This is a genomic window from Mesobacillus foraminis (assembly GCF_004340465.1).
Lineage (GTDB): Bacteria > Bacillota > Bacilli > Bacillales > Cytobacillaceae > Mesobacillus_B > Mesobacillus_B foraminis.
Genome location: NZ_SLVV01000006.1, coordinates 72,341 through 88,638, shown reverse-complemented (window position 1 = coordinate 88,638; position 16,298 = coordinate 72,341). Strand labels below are relative to the sequence as shown.

Genomic DNA, 16,298 nt, shown 5'->3' with positions numbered 1-16,298 from the left:
TTATATACTAAATATTCAGACTTATTGTGACATTTTATTGAAATTTTTGGTACATAACGATTACAATAATCTTTATAATTCGTCAAACAAAAAAAGAAGCGGATTTGCTTCGCTTCTTTTTTTATTTCTGTTTCACAGAGAAGGCTTCATTGCGGGAGAACCGTTTATCCAGCTCTTTTGTAATGGCAGCCGCCGCCACTTCTGAACGGTCTCCATTTACCTGGATAAATTGGCCTCTATAATCCTTTAAGGTGTGGCTGTATCTAGGATCATAGTAATGCTCAAACAGAATGGAGATAACCGCCCTGTAATCTCTCCCTAGGGCCGCCTCCTCCTCCAATTGAGCAACCAGAGCGGGATTTTTCACTCGTTTTTCTATCTTCCTGATCTTTTCCAAAACTTCGTCTCTGAACCATTCCTGATCTTTAAATGGCTCAACATACTCTCCATGGATTCTCTCTATTCTGCTTTCCACCGAACTCTGTACCAGAAAATGAATTCCATCGACTTTGCGTTCCATCATAAGCTCTGGCTGCACAGCTCTACCGATTCTCTTGCTTTCCGCTTCAATAATAAAGTATGGCGATCCTTTTATTTCATTCAGCCGTTCAAAAAGCAAAGCATCAAATGTTTTCTGATTATGCCCATCCCCTATTCCAATTGTCCCAAAAAGAGAGCCTCTGTGGTTGGCCATTTGTTCAAGGTCCAGTACTGGATATCCTTCCTTTTGTATAATCTTCAGGATGTCCGTTTTCCCGGTGCCTGTAAGACCGTGCAATACAACGGCCTTTTCAGGAAGCAGCAATGGAATCTGTTCGAGTATATATTCCCTGTAGGCCCTGTACCCTCCGCTCAACCGGATAGAGGGAATTCCAGAAAATTCCAGGAAAGAAGCAACCGCCTTGCTCCTGGAACCTCCTCGCCAGCAATGAATGACTGGCTGTACACCAGAGTCTTCAAGAAGTCTAATTTCTTTCAGAAGGGAGGGGAGCTTAGGAGAAACAATTTCCATTGCCCGCCACTTGGCAGCCTGATCACCAGAATTTTTATAGATCGTCCCAACTTCTGCACGTTCTTCGTTTGTAAATAACGGAATATTGACGGAGCCTGGTATCGATGCTTCCTGGTGCTCAATTGGCGCACGGACATCGATAGGCACATAACTCTTGGAATTGACAAGCTCTTCAACTGTAATGTCTTTCATCTATTATCATTCCTTCCAGGGAAGACATACACGGGTTCAAATATTTGATCTAAAACTCCCCTATTTTACACCTAATAGCTTTAAAAGACAAGCCTGCCTGATACACTATAGCCCAATCAACGCCCTTCTTCCTACAAAATTCCCCGCTTCAAAAAGGAGGATTCCGCAAATTCAGCGCATTTTTCGACAGCTTCCCTGCTCCTCTTCTCTTATTCTCAATTTTCTGTTTAAATTTGTCTATTTTTGCGCTTTCCCGAGAAATAATTAAATAGCTATTCCCCAAAATAATAAGCCTAATCGATTGTTTTCTGCATTTTAAGATAAAAAAACAGCCAGAAAGGTTTAAGGGAACTTAACTTTGGCGTATAAGGAGATAAAAAGAGATGGAGTGCATAAAAATGTTTAATCTATTAGCTCGCCAATTTGAAAAACCTGATGGCCTTCTTGGAAAAATCACCGGATTGATCATGTTTCTTGAAAACAGGAAAATCAACCGCTGGAGTATAAAGCGGCTTCATATAAAAAAAGGAGACAGAATACTTGAGATCGGCTATGGACCAGGTTTCGCGGTCAAGGAAATAATGGAAAGCACCCGGAAAGTTACCCTCGATGGGATCGATCTTTCGGAAAGCATGAAACAGACAGCTGAAAAGAGGAACCAATGCTATATTCGTGAAGGCAAGGTGAAGTTGTATTCGGGAGACATTTCTTCTTATCAGCCCAATCACCTCTATAATAAAGTACTATCGGTCAACAATTATCCTCTTTGGGAGAAACCAAACCAGTCCCTTAAAAGAATTTATCACATGATGGCCGCTGGAGGGCAAATTACTCTGACTGTCCAGCCAAGAGAGGATGGAGCAGGGGCTCAGACAGCCAGAGACCTAGGTGAAAGCATGACAAGAGATTTAACGGAGGCAGGGTTTCACAATATTTCTGTCGCCTTTAAGAAGGTGCGGCCCGTTCTTACTGTATCCGTTAGCGCTCATAAATAAAAAAGGAGCAGCCAGCTCAAATCTGGCGCTCCCTTTTTATTATACCGCCTTAGCAGCGTCAACTAGCTTTTTGATTCCTTCGAGATCCCCTTCATTAAACAATTCAATGATCTTGCTGCCGACAATCACACCGTCGCAGTACTGACTCATTTCCTTGACATGATCAGGAGTGGAGATGCCGAATCCAGTCAAAACAGGAAGCCTGCTGGCTGTTTTAACTTTCTGAAGGAAGCTGCCCAAATCCGAATTGAAGCCTGACCGAGTACCAGTAATTCCAGCTACCGTAACCGCATATACATATCCGTTTCCTTTTGCGGTTATTTTTTTAATTCGTTCTTCTGGACTTGTGATGGTGACAAGCCTGATCAGTTCAATCCCGGCCTTTTCAAGCTTAGGGACAAACAAATCTTCTTCTTCAACTGGCAGGTCCGGAATGATGCAGCCGTCAATTCCGGCCTGTGCTGCCTGTTCGGCAAATCTGTCCACTCCAAAAGCCAGAATTGGATTAGCGTAGGTCATGACAATAAGAGGAATGGAAATCTCTTCACGGAAGGATTGGATTGTTTCCAGCACTCCCTTCAGAGTAGTCCCCTCCTTCAATGCCCGGATGCCGGCTTGCTGGATTGTCGGTCCGTCAGCAACGGGATCAGAAAACGGGATGCCAATTTCAACAGCATCGACTCCGCTCTGCTGAAGAAAGATCAATTTTTCCTTCAGGCTTGAAAGGCCGCCGTCACCGGCCATAATATATGGAACAAATGTTTTGTGGTCACTGTTGTGGAAAACCCTCTGTATTCTTGACATTTACTTCTCCCCCAAATGTTCTCTGATGGTTTGTACATCTTTGTCGCCGCGGCCGGAGAGGCAGATGACAATTCCCTGATCCGGACTCATGCTTGCTGCTAGTTTAACAGCATAGGCCACAGCATGCGCACTTTCAAGAGCCGGAATAATCCCTTCATGCCTGGAAAGGAGACGGACTCCTTCGAGCGCTTCGCTATCAGTTATTGATTCATATTTGATTCTCTTAATATCGTGAAGATAGCTGTGCTCCGGTCCAATGCCTGGATAATCCAGACCCGCTGAAATGGAGTGGGCCTCCTGAATTTGGCCATCCTCATCCTGAAGAAGATACATCATGCTGCCATGGAGGATTCCCGGCTTGCCTTTCGAAAGCGAAGCAGCATGTCGGTCTGTATCGATTCCAAGACCGGCAGCCTCAACCCCAAACATTTTTACTTCTTCATCCTCGATGAACGGATGGAACATCCCGATTGCATTGCTCCCTCCCCCAATACAGGCGACCAGCGCATCAGGGAGCCTTCCTTCTTTTTCTATATATTGTTTTTTCGTTTCTTTGCCAATAACACTCTGGAAATCGCGGACCATTTTCGGAAATGGATGAGGGCCCATGACCGAACCTAAAATATAATGGGTATCATGGACATTGGAAACCCAGTAGCGCAGTGCTTCATTTACCGCGTCTTTCAGCGTTCCGCTGCCTGAACTTACACTTACGACTTTTGCGCCGAGAAGCTCCATCCGGAAGACATTCAGCTGCTGCCTCCGAATATCCTCTTCCCCCATAAAAATGACACATTCTAGATTCAGAAGCGAACATACGGTCGCAGTCGCAACGCCATGCTGTCCAGCACCTGTCTCAGCTACTACCTTTTGCTTTCCCATTCTGACAGCGAGCAGCGCCTGGCCAATGGTATTATTGATTTTATGGGCGCCAGTGTGATTCAGGTCTTCCCTTTTCAAATAAATTTTTGCCCCGCCGGAGTGGGCAGTAAGATTTTCAGCAAAGGTAAGAGGGGTTTCCCTTCCTACATATTCCTTTAATAAGTGAGTAAGTTTGTCTGTAAATTCAGGATCAGACTGGGCCTTTTCATATTCACTCTCTAAATCAATCACAGCCTGCATGAGCGTCTCGGGCACATACCTCCCGCCATATTGGCCGAAATGTCCTTTTTGATCCGGAAATGAATATACTGCTGTTTCTGTTTTCATTGAATTCCATCCTCTCTACTTCCTTTTGCTCTCTCTATGAACGCAGTGATTTTAGCAAGATCCTTGACCCCGTCTGTCTCGACACCGCTGCTTACATCCACCATATAGGGTTTTACAAGCTTGACCGCATCCGCTACATTTTCCGGATTAAGCCCTCCTGCTAGTATGACTCTGTCTTTCACCTCAAGTGCCGCTGCCAGATTCCAATCAAAGCTTATCCCATTCCCACCTTTATATTGGCCCGGCGGACTGTCAAGCAGGATCAAATCTGCTTCAGATTCAGATATCTTGTCTAAGTCATCGCTGGAACGCACACTAATTGATTTAATTAAGGGCTTACTGCTGGTGCGGTAAGGCTTTGACTCTTCATTCCCATGAAGCTGAATATGGGTAAGTCCCGCTTTTTCAGTAATTTGGCGGACCCTTTCCGGTGTTTCATCTACAAATACTCCTACCTTCCAAATCGCTTCCGGCAGAGCTGAAATGATTTCGTTTGCCTGTCCAGGACTGACTTCCCTTTTACTAGGAGCAAATACGAACCCAAGCGCATCAGCCCCTTGCTTCACAGCGTGGAGTGCCGCTTCCACTGTCGTAATGCCACAAATCTTTACCTTCATCGCTGCGGCACCGTCAACGGTACCTTAAAGTCCCGGAAGGTTTGCTTAAGATTGTCCGCAGACATAAAGGTTTCCCCAACCAATATTCCGTTGGCACCTGCTTTTGCAGCCCTGACTACATCCTCCCTGGTCTTCATTCCGCTTTCACTGATCAAAAAGGCACCTGACTGCCGGACAAGCGGTCCCAGCTTTTCCGTTGTTCCTAGATTTACTTCAAAGGTTTTGAGATTACGGTTATTAATTCCTATTAACTCTGCCCCAATAGAAACAGCTTTTTCCAGCTCTTCATCATCATGGATCTCAACCAGAACCTCTAGCCCAAGCTCCGCGGCATATTCATGAAGCTCTTTTAATGCATCTTTACCATGAACAGCCGCAATCAGCAAGATTAGATCCGCGCCTGCCGCCTTCGCGTGTGAAATCTGCTTCCGTTCTACCATGAAATCCTTGCAGAGAATAGGGAGATTAACCGCTTCACGAACCGTTTTTAAATCTTCGAAGGTCCCTTTAAAGTAAACATCTGTTAAGACAGATATGGCTGATGCGCCGTAACTCTCATACAGGGCACCCTGCTCAGCAGGATTCAGGTTTGCATTGATGATGCCCTTTGATGGCGAAGCTCTTTTAAACTCAGAAATGATGGCCATTTCTGATGTGTGTCTAAGTTTTTCAATAAAGGACCGTTTTTCTCTGGACAGGTCCAAGTCGTTTATGGTCAATTCCGTCATATTTCGGATATCTTCTCTTTTTTTTGCAATTATTTTATCCAGGATCGTTTCCATCTAGATCACCGCTTTCTTGTACTGGTTGCTTTTTTCGACCAGGTTCTTCAGCTTTGCCAGCGCTGCACCTGAATCAATGCTTTCAACCGCCTGGAAGATTCCCTGCTGTATGGTTGGAGCCCAACCGGACGTATAGATTCCGATCCCTGCATTTAACAGGACTGTGTCACGATGAGCGCCTTTCTTTCCTTCTAGAACATCCATCAGGATTCTTGCATTTTCTTTTGGATCGCCTCCAACAATCTCACTGTTATCATAAGTTGGAAGACCGAATTCTTCCGGATGGAGTGTCTGTTTCGAAATCACTCCATCGTTCAGGATTGCCAGCTCATTGTACCCAGCAAGTGAAGCTTCGTCCATATTGCCAGCACCGCTGATTACAACAGCCCGTTTTCGGCCTAGCGTGTTCAGCACCTCCGCAAACATATCCAGCAAATCACGACGGTAAATGCCCAGCATCTGATAGTCAAGATTGACCGGGTTGGTCAAAGGCCCAATCAGGTTAAACACAGTTGGTATCCGCAAATCCCTTCTCACTTTCATGATGTGTTTGATTTTTGGATGTACATTCGGTGCAAATAAGAATGCAATTCCGTTCTCAACAAGGATTTCTTCCGTTGCCTCTGCTGGGAGGTCAAGCGAAATGCCGAGCTCTTCCAGAACATCTGCGCTTCCTGTCTTGCTGGAAACACTTCGATTTCCGTGTTTAGCCACAGTAATCCCGGCGCCTGCCATGACAAATGCCGACGTAGTACTTACATTAAAGCTTTTTGAACCGTCTCCGCCAGTTCCGCAATTATCAATCACGTTAGGAATCGGTTTGCGGAACGGAAGGGCATGCTTTCTTAGCGCCTGAACGATTCCGGCAACTTCTTCCACCGTCTCTCCCTTTGCTTTTAAACCGATTAAAAATGCTGCTATCTCACTTTCTGATACTTCTTCAGTAAAAATTTTTCCGATTGCCTGTTCCATTTCCACCTGGGTAAACGACTGTTTTTCAATTAATTTTTCAAGATAAAACTTCATTTTTCTCCTGCTCCTTCCCCGCTTCGATCAAAAAATTGTTCAGCATCATTTTTCCTTCTGCCGTCCCGATAGACTCGGGGTGAAACTGAAGCCCATAGATCGGAAATTCTTTATGTCTAACGGCCATTACTTCACCATCATCTGCAGATCTTGCAAGTACTTCAAACACCTCAGGAACGTTATCCTTGCTAATAACGAGAGAATGGTAGCGCATAACCCTTATTTCCTTCGGCAAAGCATAAAACAAAGAGGTGCCTGTGTGGGAAAGCTCCGATATTTTTCCATGCATAATTTTCTCTGCATTGATGATGCTGCCACCGAATGCGTATCCTATCGCCTGATGGCCAAGGCATATGCCAAGGATGGGAATGGAAGCTCCCACTTTTTTAATGAGTTCCACACAAATCCCGGCGTTCTCCGGCCTTCCGGGTCCGGGCGAAATGATGATTGCCTCGGGATTCATTTTCTCTATATCGCTGATGCTGAGGGCATCATTCCGGACTACACAGGGAACCTGGCCAAGCTCGCCAAGATACTGGTACAAGTTAAAGGTAAAGGAATCATAATTATCAATTAAAAGTATCATTGGCAGCCTCCATTAAAGCTCTTAATTTATGAGCCGTTTCTTCATACTCTTTAGAGGGATCTGAATCGTAGACAATTCCTGCCCCGGCCTGGATATACGCTTTGCTGTCTTTTATCACCATCGTGCGGATGGCAAGGGCAAAATCCATATTGCCGCAGGCTGAAATATAGCCAATAGCTCCAGAGTAAACACCTCGTTTATGCTTCTCCAGGTCATTGATGATCTGCATAGCCCTGATTTTCGGCGCCCCCGAGACTGTACCGGCTGGCAGACAGGAGGCTAATCCTTCCGGCCCTGTACGCCCGTCCTCCAGTTGTCCGCTCACCTCGGAAACAATATGCATGACATGCTGGTACCTTTCAATTTTCATGAACTTTTCAAGCGTTACTGTACCGATTTTACATATACGTCCAAGGTCATTTCTGCCTAAATCCACCAGCATCCGATGCTCTGCAAGCTCCTTTTCATCATTGAGCAATTCCTTCTCAAGCTCCATATCTTCTTCCGGCGTCTTTCCTCTTGGCCGTGTTCCTGCAATGGGGTTGGTCAGGATTTCCGCCCCTCTCGCCTTTACCAGGCTCTCCGGGGAGGCACCGGCAATTGAATAGTCGCCATAATCCAAATAGTACATATATGGTGAAGGGTTCTTTACTCGTAATTTCCTGTAAAAGGAGAATGGATTCCCTTTTGCATTTGCTTCCAGGCGGCGGGACAGCACCACCTGAAAAATGTCTCCTGCCACAATGTATTCCTTTGCTTTTATCACTAAATCTTCAAATTCTTGTTTGGACAGGTTTGACTCGAACTCAGATAATTCAAAGGCGTCGTCCTTTTGATAGTCTGCTTGCTTTCTGAGTTCACCCTTCCGTTTATTGAGCTTTTCCTTTAATTCATCCCTATTGATTTCCGGCAGCTGAATCCCGACAATAAAGACCTTTTGCTTTAAATGATCGAAGACAATCACTTCATCGAATATCATTAAATGGGCTTCCGGCATATTTAACGGGTCGTTATTTTCCGGCCCGATTTCCTCGTAGTCGCGGATGATATCATAACCGATATAGCCAACTGCCCCGCCTATAAAAGGAATATCCAGCATGGGACCAGACTCTGGCAGGTAATTTTTCAGGATATCCATGAATTTGCCCTGTTTTGTCTCTTCACCATCAGGCCCCTTTACCAGCACTTCACCGCGGTGGCCTTTCAATTCATACACGGGGTCTGCACCAATGAAGGAGAATCTCCCGGAATTTTCATGTTTTAACGAGCTCTCCAGCAGAAATTTCTGTTTACCTGTTATTTTCTGATAAATGGAAATAGGAGTCAGAGTATCCCCTTCAATTTCTTCAATAAAGCCTTTGGTTTGCTGGCTGATCATTTTTTTCCAATCCCCTTTCTCAGGAAAATAAAAAAGTCCCCTATACGCACTTTAAGTGCATATAGAGGACGATTGGTTCGGACCGCGGTGCCACCTCAATTGGAACAACATGTTGTTCCCTCTTTTCGAATTCAAGCCTGGCTTAAACTCTATCCTTTTAACGGCGGAAACCCGTGCTCCCCTACTCCAAGTTCAGGGAACCTCTTGCAAGCCCATTCCAAAAGCCTGTTCGTACCGGTTCACACCCAATCCCGGCTCTCTGCAACGAACTCAGCTCTGTACTCTTCTTGCGCAACAATTTATCGTATTAACGCATAAACGCATTTGTGTAATAAAAAAGGGTTCTCTCCTTATATAAAAGGACGAGATACCCGTGGTGCCACCTTTTTTAGCCAATTACAGCTCACTTAGCACATCAAAGCATACGCTTTAATGCTGCCTCTTGTAACGATGAGGCTGTTCGCCAGAGCCTACTGCATACAGGTTCGGTCTGGAGCTCGGAAGCCCATTCACTGATTCATACATACTGGTTCGCACCTTCCACCAGCTCTCTGAAATTTCCGATTCAGCTACTCTTCTTCGTCAATGCCAACGTATTTATTGTTTATAATAATAAAAATATTCTTCATAAATGTCAATAGATAATTTGTATTTTTAGAAAATTCTCTTAAAACTTTGTCCTGCGATCAAGAAATTGGCAAAATCTTTTTCTCCAATCCTCTGCCAGAGCAGGGACCTGGAGAATTCTCTCAAGATCTGGACTCTTCTCACGTTCGTGAAACATCATTTGGTTTGCCCTCAAAACCGAAAATTGTTCCTGTACTCGATCAATTAGAGCTAAACTGGAGTTGGAGGAAACGGCTCCTTCTTTCTTCACTCTAAAAAAATATCCTGTGAACCCTGTTTCAACAAGCCTGGACAAAATCGGGTCTACCCCATTATGTTTTGAAATGGTTGAACAAGGAATCCTTCCCTGCGTTACCTCGATGACAGCCTCCCCCAATTCAAATACATCGCCGATATAAATATCTTTTTCAAGCATTCCCGACGGCGTGATATTTTCACCAAAAGCCGGAAGCACTAAAGCGGTGTTAAATTCTTTTTCCCAGCTGGCATAGTGCTCATAAGGGTAAAGGCAGACTGCCCTGTCCTCTCCACCATGGTATTCATGATTCGCAACATCATCTCCGGCAAATCCTCCTTTTAGGAGCATAGCTTCTTCTGTAGGCTCTTTTCCGATTGCCGAGTGTTCCTGCATTTTCCTCCAATAATATTTCTTCGGTTTTCCTATGTTCAACTGATGAATTACTGTTTTAGCCATCCTGCACCTCAGCTTTTTATCCCATTTTATCCCTAATCGCTTTTGTTGCCTATCTTTTTTCCATAAAAAAGAAAGGAGGTTTCTCTTGATTTAGTAAATGCTAACAAACAGATGAAATTACAAAGGCGGTTATGAGATGAATTACGTGGAAAAGTTGTTCACCAAGCCTGGAGGCAAATCCTCTGAAAAGAACTCCGAAAAGAAGACCGGCAAAAAATGGGCAATTTTATCTATATCATCTATTCCATTAGTAATGACCCTTGGAAATTCAATGTTAATCCCGGTCCTGCCGGTTATGGAAAGAGAGATGGGAATTACTTCTTTTCAGTCGAGCTTGATCATTACCGTTTACTCTGTTGTTGCGATATTCTTAATTCCTATAGCAGGATATCTTTCTGATAGGATCGGACGAAAAAAAGTTATTATTCCAAGCCTGGCTCTGTCCGCTATCGGGGGGCTGATTTCAGGCTGGGCTTGCTGGCAGATGGATGATGGCTATTGGCTGATCCTTGCTGGAAGAGCCTTGCAGGGAGTAGGGGCGGCCGGGTCCTTCCCCATTGTACTCCCTCTGGTTGGCGATTTATTTAAAAACGAGGATGAAATCAGCGCTGCTCTCGGTGAAATTGAAACCTCCAATACTCTTGGAAAAGTGTTAAGCCCTGTTCTAGGCTCATTTCTGGCTGGAATCATCTGGTTCATCCCTTTTTTCTCTATCCCTGTTTTCTGTACAATTTCAATAGTACTGATGCTTTTTTTGGTTAAAACCCCCAAAAAAAAATCAGAAGCTCTGCCTTTCCGGGACTTCCTAAAAAAAATCCGTCTAATTTTTTCAGAAAATGGGCGTTGGCTCTACGCCATCTTTTTCATTGGTGTGATTCTCATGTTCGTCTTATTTGGAATCCTGTTTTACCTTTCCGACATCCTGGAATCAAAATACGGGATCAAGGATTTGAAGAAAGGACTTTTTCTGGCATTGCCGCTGGGCGCCCTGTGCTTCACCTCTTTTTTAACCGGAAAAATAATCAAGGAAAATCAAGTGCTAATGAAGTGGATAGCATTTTCTGGCGTCATTTTGCTTGCCATTTCGAGTGCCATGATCGGATTCTCCAAGGACCTGTGGTTTCTCATTTCACTTTTCCTGGTTGGTGCGGTTGGAATTGGTGCATCACTGCCTCCGCTCGATGCATTAATTACAGCAAGTATTGAAAAAGAAGAAAGAGGCACTATTACGTCTATTTACAGTTCAATGAGGTTTGTCGGTGTGGCAGCCGGACCGCCGGTCGTTGCCGTAATGATGGGTAATTCAGAGAAGCTGATGTTCTATCTTTTGACGGGCCTTAGCATTGCTGCAGCCTTTGCAACATTACTGGCAATAAAGCCCGATAAAAAAGGGGCCTAATAAACATCCCGCTCCCAAACAGGGGCGGGATGTTCTTTGAAAAATATCATCTTAAAGGGGCTTGGAATCTTGGCCTTTGAAGATAGGGATGATTTACTTAGCTGTATGCATTCAATATGATCGTTGAGAAAATCAGCTAATGAATGGCATTCCATTACTCTTCCCTTTGGGTTCTGGGCTTGCCAGGATCACACCCGGGCAGCTCGGTTCTGGCCGACTGGGCTACTTTTGTCAGGTAATAGCATTCTTCCCGGTACATGTGGTCTGCCATCAGTGGCGCAAATGACCCTAAAGCCTGTTCACTAAGCTCAAGCTCTTCCAATTCCTCAAGGAAACCCATAAACAAACGGATTTCCAGAGAGACATCATTATTCATCCGGCTTAAAGCAGGAAAAGATTCCAGGTTTGTTCTTAAATAACCGGTCATCTCTACCGCTTTAAGATAAAAATCCTCAAAATGCCTCCGATATGTGTCACTCACTTCTTTTAATCTCTTCTCTGTCTGGTCGAGGTTATCATTTATGGCGCCTGCATGGCCGGATGCATCCAGAAGCCACACAAGGTGATGATGGAGTTCATGGAAAATCGGAGGCACCTGTGAATTTTTCAGGTACTTTAAGACCCTGAGGTACTCCTCTACTTCATTAACCATATGGTTGATGAAGGTTGGAGTTAAATGAATCTTTACTTTTCCGGTTAATTGCTTTTCAATAAGTTCTAATTTAAATGCCCTTATTTTTTGTGCTTCTTCTTCGGCCCTTCTGCTCAAGTGCAACATATCTGAAGTTTCCGCACTGTTCAGAAGCGAGTCGAAGGTATTAATAAAATATAATGCAGCAGAGATTTCCTCTCTTTCCATCGATGCTAGGGCCTCCTGAATGAACCTACCATGATCTCCAAGTACCTGGAGCCAAAAGCGGTGTTCAAACAATGCAGCACTCTGATATTCATCTGCCAAACCAATCCCTCCTTTGCCCTTTACATAAGAGGATATCAGGCATGAAGCAGAAATATGACAAGTTGACATTGGATCATAAAAAAAATCCGGCAGACATTCCTCGCCGGATTTCTTCTATTCTTCTTATTCCTGTACTGGTTTTTTCAATATACCGAGCAAGATGGCTGTAACAATCGCCCCAATAAAGATAGCGAGAAGGTACATTGGCCAGCCGCCATCCACTAAAGGAACAACAAAAACCCCGCCATGTGGCGCTCTTAAGCTTATGCCGAACAGCATTGTCAAACCGCCTGCTACCGCAGAACCCGCCATTGCCGATGGCAGGACACGAAGCGGATCAGCAGCAGCAAATGGAATCGCACCTTCTGTAATAAAGGAAAGGCCCATTATAAAGTTTGCTTTCCCTGCATCCCTGTCCTGTTTAGAAAACTTGCGCTTAAAGAATAAGGTAGCAATCGCAATTCCCAGCGGAGGAACCATCCCTGCAGCCATGATGGCAGCCATGGGCTCATATACTCCATTGGCGAGCAGACCTGTACCAAATACATACGCAGCTTTATTGACCGGACCACCCATGTCAACGGCCATCATTAATCCTAGTACAATCCCCAGAAGCACCGCGTTTCCAGTCCCCAGGCCGGAAAGCCAATTAGAAATTCCCTGATTCAATGCACCAACAGGCTCATTCACCAAATAAAGCATCAAGAATCCTGTGAGAGCTACTCCAAACAGCGGATATAAAAGAATTGTCTTAATTCCTTCCAGTGAAGCCGGCAGAACCGCAAAAGCCTTCTTCAGTCCAATGACAAGATAACCGGCAAGGAAACCGGCAACAAGGCCGCCAAGGAAACCGGCACCGCCAGTAGCAGCAAGCAAACCGCCAACCATACCAGGGGCAAAACCAGGACGGTCCGCAATGCTCATCGCAATGAAACCAGCCAGAACGGGAACAAGCAGTCCGAAAGCACCAGCACCGCCGCCAATATCCATCAGTGCTTTTGCGATTGGATGGTAGGAAGGATCATTAGGATCAGCTGCGTTATAGCCAAACATAAATGAAATCGCAATTAGGATTCCGCCGCCCACAACAAATGGAAGCATATTGGAAACACCGTTCATTAAATGCTTGTAGATGGTTGATCCAACTGACTTCTTTGATTCAGATTTTGGGGAATCACTCTCTGTTCCGCTTCCCTGATAGATAGGTGCATCCTTTCTCACAGCCTGTTCAATCAGTTCCTTCGGTTTCCGGATTCCGTTTGCAACTGCCGTTTCAATGACTGGCTTACCTGCAAATCGACCCATTTCTACTTTAGTGTCTGCCGCTACAATGACGGCTGCGGCATTTTTAATATCATCCGCTGTCAAGACATTCTTGGCCCCGCCAGAGCCGTTTGTCTCAACTTTTATGTCGACACCAAGCTCCGCTGCTTTCGCTTTTAATGCATCTGCCGCCATGTAGGTGTGGGCAATGCCTGTGGGACATGCTGTAACAGCAACAATGAAATTTTTGCTGTCTGAAACAGATTGTGCCTCTTCTTCCTCCTCTGATTCATCATAGCTGTTGATTATTTGGATCACTTCATCTTCGCTAGCAGCGGCCATTAATTTCTCACGGACTTCAGGCCTCATCAGAATGCCGGAAAGCCTGGCCAGCGCTTCAAGATGGGTGTTGTTTGCCCCCTCCGGTGCAGCAATCATAAAGAATAGGTGGGAAGGCTGTCCATCAAGCGACTCATAATCGACACCCGCTTCAGACTTGCCGAAAACAATGGCTGGTTCAATCACCGATTTCGTTTTGGCATGAGGAATTGCAATCCCATCGCCGACTCCTGTCGTGCTTTGTTCTTCCCTTTTCAGAATCGCCGTTTTAAAATCTTCACGGTCATTTATTTTTTTTGCTTTAACTAGTACGTCAACCAGGCTGTCAATTGCACCAATCTTGCTGGTTCCATTTATTGAAAGTAAAATGGTCTCTTTCGTAAGCAATTCTGTAATTCTCATTCCGGTAACCCCCCTCTAAAATTAAGCCTCTCTAATCTGTACTTGCGGAAGCAGTTCTTCTGCTTTTTCTTTAGAACCTAAACCAATGGAGAATGCGGTCGCACTTCCAGAAGCAACACTGTAGCGGAAAGCTTCTTTCACTTCCTTGCCGGAAAGAAAACTGGACAGGAACCCTGCAACCATTGAATCTCCCGCGCCGACGGAACTTTTCAGCTCGCCTTTAGGAACGGTTGAAATATAGGCGGACTGTTCATTGATGAAAACTGCCCCTTCTCCGGCAAGTGAAACAATGACGTTTTTCGCACCAAGCTCTACAAGTTTTTTACCATAGAAGACTGCCTCATCACTGGTGGTAATTTCTCTTTCAAAAAATTGACCAAGCTCGTGATGATTTGGCTTGATAAGGAACGGACCATACGGAAGAACACTTTTCAAAATGCTGCCTTCTGCATCCACCACGAATGCTGCTCCCGTTTCTGAACAAATCTTAACTAAATCCTCATAGATCGTTTCCGGCAAGCGGGATGGAATGCTTCCAGCCAGCACAAGGATGTCTTCGTTTGTCAGCTGCCGGATTTGTCCTTTTAAGCTTTGAAGATGTTCGTCTGTTATATTAGGACCTTGTCCGTTAATTTCGGTTTCTTCTTTTGCTTTCAGCTTAATATTAATCCTTGTGTCTTCATCCACCTTGATAAAAGCAGTATCGATTCCTTCTTCCTCGAGATACTCTTTTACATAGATTCCTGTAAAGCCTCCCAGGAAACCTGTTGCTTTACTGTTTACCCCCAGGGACCGCAGGAGACGGGAGACATTGATTCCTTTGCCTCCGGGAAATTTCGCTTCTGACTCTGTCCTGTTCAGTCCTCCTATATTCACTTCAGTGAGTCCAACCATATAATCTACGGACGGATTTAAGGTAAGGGTATAAATCATGCTTTCACAACCTTTATTTTTGTTTTGCTCATATATTGAGCAGCTGTTTCTTCATCTAAATTGTTGGTAATAATGGAAGCTTCATGGAGCTCGGCAATTTTTGCAAATGCAATTTCGGAAAACTTTGATTCATCACACAGGACATATGCTTCCCTCGACAAAGTAATTGCTTTGTACTTGATCATGGCCTCTTCCTGATCAGGAGTGGTATACCCAAACTCAGGATGGAGTCCATTTACACCCATAAAGCATTTATCAAATCGATATCGCTCAAGGCTGTCAAGCGCCCCTCTGCCAATAATGGCATTGGTCTTCTGTTTTGCAAGTCCGCCAATTAAATAAGTTTTAATTCCGCGTTCAAGCAATGGCTGGATATGCATCAACCCATTTGTTACAACAGCAATGTCGGCGGCCGGCAAATACTGAATCATTTCAAATGCCGTCGAGCCAGCATCCAGATAGATACTATCCCCTTCTTCCACCAGGCCAGCTGCATATTGGGCGATTAATTTCTTTTCCTGAAGGTTTTTGGATGATTTTTCCGTCATGCTGAGCTCCTGCAGTTTTCCCTGCAGCCTTGAAGCCCCCCCGTGAACCCGTTTTAAGTATTTTTCCTCTTCAAGCTGGGTTAAATCACGGCGGATCGTCGATTCCGAGGCTCCAGTTAAATCAACCAGCTCCTGGATTTTAACAACCGTTTTTTCCTTTACTAATTCCAGGATTAACCGCTGTCTTTCAGGTGTTAACAAACTACAACACCCCTTTAGGTTATATAGCATTATTATATTGGAAACGATTTCAGATATCAATCATTATCTATCAAAATCAGTCAACAACATTCACTATTTTAACGTTTTGTGAACGATTTTGGAAGAGTCAGTTTTGCAATATAATAAATATAGAATATTTGCTATATTTATAAAACTTATGGTACAATAAAAACACAATATATAGTCAGCGAATTGAAATCGGCGACTATATATTGATGGTACTTACCTGTTTAATTATGGTCTCTATTATATCTTGTTCCGCCTTTAACAGAAGGCGGATCCTTTTTTCACGCAAAAAGGAGGTGTTCCGCA

15 protein-coding genes and 2 other annotated features are annotated in these 16,298 nt (G+C 44.5%); of the genes, 2 read left to right on the top strand and 13 right to left on the bottom strand.

The window, feature by feature from the left end; all coding sequences use genetic code 11:
* Positions 1-121: 121 nt before the first annotated feature.
* The gene (gene mnmH / locus EV146_RS11600; protein ID WP_132006099.1) at positions 122-1,204 is read right to left on the bottom strand and encodes a tRNA 2-selenouridine(34) synthase MnmH; all 1,083 of its coding nucleotides are present in this window, start codon (positions 1,202-1,204) and stop codon (positions 122-124) included.
* A 398-nt stretch (positions 1,205-1,602) separates the two neighbouring features.
* Between mnmH and EV146_RS11595 the strand changes: the two genes are divergently transcribed.
* On the top strand, positions 1,603-2,199 hold the full coding sequence (locus EV146_RS11595) for a class I SAM-dependent methyltransferase (RefSeq protein WP_132006096.1): 597 nt from the start codon (positions 1,603-1,605) through the stop codon (positions 2,197-2,199).
* A gap of 39 nt (positions 2,200-2,238) precedes the next feature.
* Here the strand turns inward: EV146_RS11595 and trpA are convergent, their stop codons facing one another.
* From trpA to EV146_RS11555, 8 genes are all read right to left on the bottom strand, one after another.
* Positions 2,239-3,003: a tryptophan synthase subunit alpha gene (gene trpA, locus EV146_RS11590; RefSeq protein ID WP_121612198.1), complete on the bottom strand. Its 765-nt coding sequence runs from the start codon at positions 3,001-3,003 to the stop codon at positions 2,239-2,241.
* Positions 3,004-4,212 (bottom strand): tryptophan synthase subunit beta, encoded by a 1,209-nt coding sequence (trpB, locus tag EV146_RS11585; protein ID WP_132006093.1) that lies wholly within the window; start codon positions 4,210-4,212, stop codon positions 3,004-3,006.
* Positions 4,209-4,829 (bottom strand): phosphoribosylanthranilate isomerase, encoded by a 621-nt coding sequence (locus tag EV146_RS11580; protein ID WP_132006090.1) that lies wholly within the window; start codon positions 4,827-4,829, stop codon positions 4,209-4,211. The genes trpB and EV146_RS11580 overlap by 4 nt, the downstream gene beginning before the upstream one ends.
* The gene (gene trpC, locus EV146_RS11575; protein WP_132006087.1) at positions 4,826-5,611 is read right to left on the bottom strand and encodes an indole-3-glycerol phosphate synthase TrpC; all 786 of its coding nucleotides are present in this window, start codon (positions 5,609-5,611) and stop codon (positions 4,826-4,828) included. Before trpC ends, EV146_RS11580 begins: the two co-directional genes overlap by 4 nt.
* The gene (gene trpD / locus EV146_RS11570) at positions 5,612-6,637 is read right to left on the bottom strand and encodes an anthranilate phosphoribosyltransferase (RefSeq protein WP_132006084.1); all 1,026 of its coding nucleotides are present in this window, start codon (positions 6,635-6,637) and stop codon (positions 5,612-5,614) included.
* Entirely contained in the window at positions 6,621-7,223 is a 603-nt protein-coding gene (locus EV146_RS11565) for an anthranilate synthase component II (protein ID WP_132006081.1), read from the bottom strand. Before EV146_RS11565 ends, trpD begins: the two co-directional genes overlap by 17 nt.
* Positions 7,207-8,601, bottom strand: a complete 1,395-nt coding sequence (gene trpE / locus EV146_RS11560) for an anthranilate synthase component I (protein ID WP_132006078.1) — start codon at positions 8,599-8,601, stop codon at positions 7,207-7,209. Before trpE ends, EV146_RS11565 begins: the two co-directional genes overlap by 17 nt.
* Before the next feature lie 61 nt (positions 8,602-8,662).
* Positions 8,663-8,905: a binding site (T-box leader), on the bottom strand.
* A gap of 51 nt (positions 8,906-8,956) precedes the next feature.
* Positions 8,957-9,196, bottom strand: a binding site (T-box leader).
* A 72-nt stretch (positions 9,197-9,268) separates the two neighbouring features.
* Positions 9,269-9,922, bottom strand: coding sequence for an MOSC domain-containing protein (locus EV146_RS11555; protein ID WP_132006075.1), 654 nt, complete (start codon positions 9,920-9,922; stop codon positions 9,269-9,271).
* Between the two features lie 136 nt (positions 9,923-10,058).
* Here EV146_RS11555 and EV146_RS11550 point away from each other — a divergent pair, with 136 nt between their 5' ends.
* Positions 10,059-11,321, top strand: coding sequence for an MFS transporter (locus tag EV146_RS11550; RefSeq protein ID WP_132006072.1), 1,263 nt, complete (start codon positions 10,059-10,061; stop codon positions 11,319-11,321).
* A 154-nt stretch (positions 11,322-11,475) separates the two neighbouring features.
* On the opposite strand, the gene EV146_RS11545 is transcribed toward EV146_RS11550, so the two are convergent.
* The 4 genes from EV146_RS11545 to EV146_RS11530 all read right to left on the bottom strand — a co-directional run bounded on the left by EV146_RS11545 (position 11,476) and on the right by EV146_RS11530 (position 15,965).
* Complete coding sequence (locus EV146_RS11545; protein ID WP_132006069.1) at positions 11,476-12,279, bottom strand: DUF2935 domain-containing protein; 804 nt, start codon at positions 12,277-12,279, stop codon at positions 11,476-11,478.
* A 123-nt stretch (positions 12,280-12,402) separates the two neighbouring features.
* Positions 12,403-14,283, bottom strand: coding sequence for a PTS fructose transporter subunit IIABC (locus EV146_RS11540; RefSeq protein WP_132006066.1), 1,881 nt, complete (start codon positions 14,281-14,283; stop codon positions 12,403-12,405).
* 21 nt (positions 14,284-14,304) lie between these two features.
* Positions 14,305-15,216 (bottom strand): 1-phosphofructokinase, encoded by a 912-nt coding sequence (pfkB, locus tag EV146_RS11535; RefSeq protein WP_132006063.1) that lies wholly within the window; start codon positions 15,214-15,216, stop codon positions 14,305-14,307.
* Positions 15,213-15,965, bottom strand: coding sequence for a DeoR/GlpR family DNA-binding transcription regulator (locus tag EV146_RS11530; protein WP_132006060.1), 753 nt, complete (start codon positions 15,963-15,965; stop codon positions 15,213-15,215). The genes pfkB and EV146_RS11530 overlap by 4 nt, the downstream gene beginning before the upstream one ends.
* Positions 15,966-16,298 lie beyond the last annotated feature (333 nt).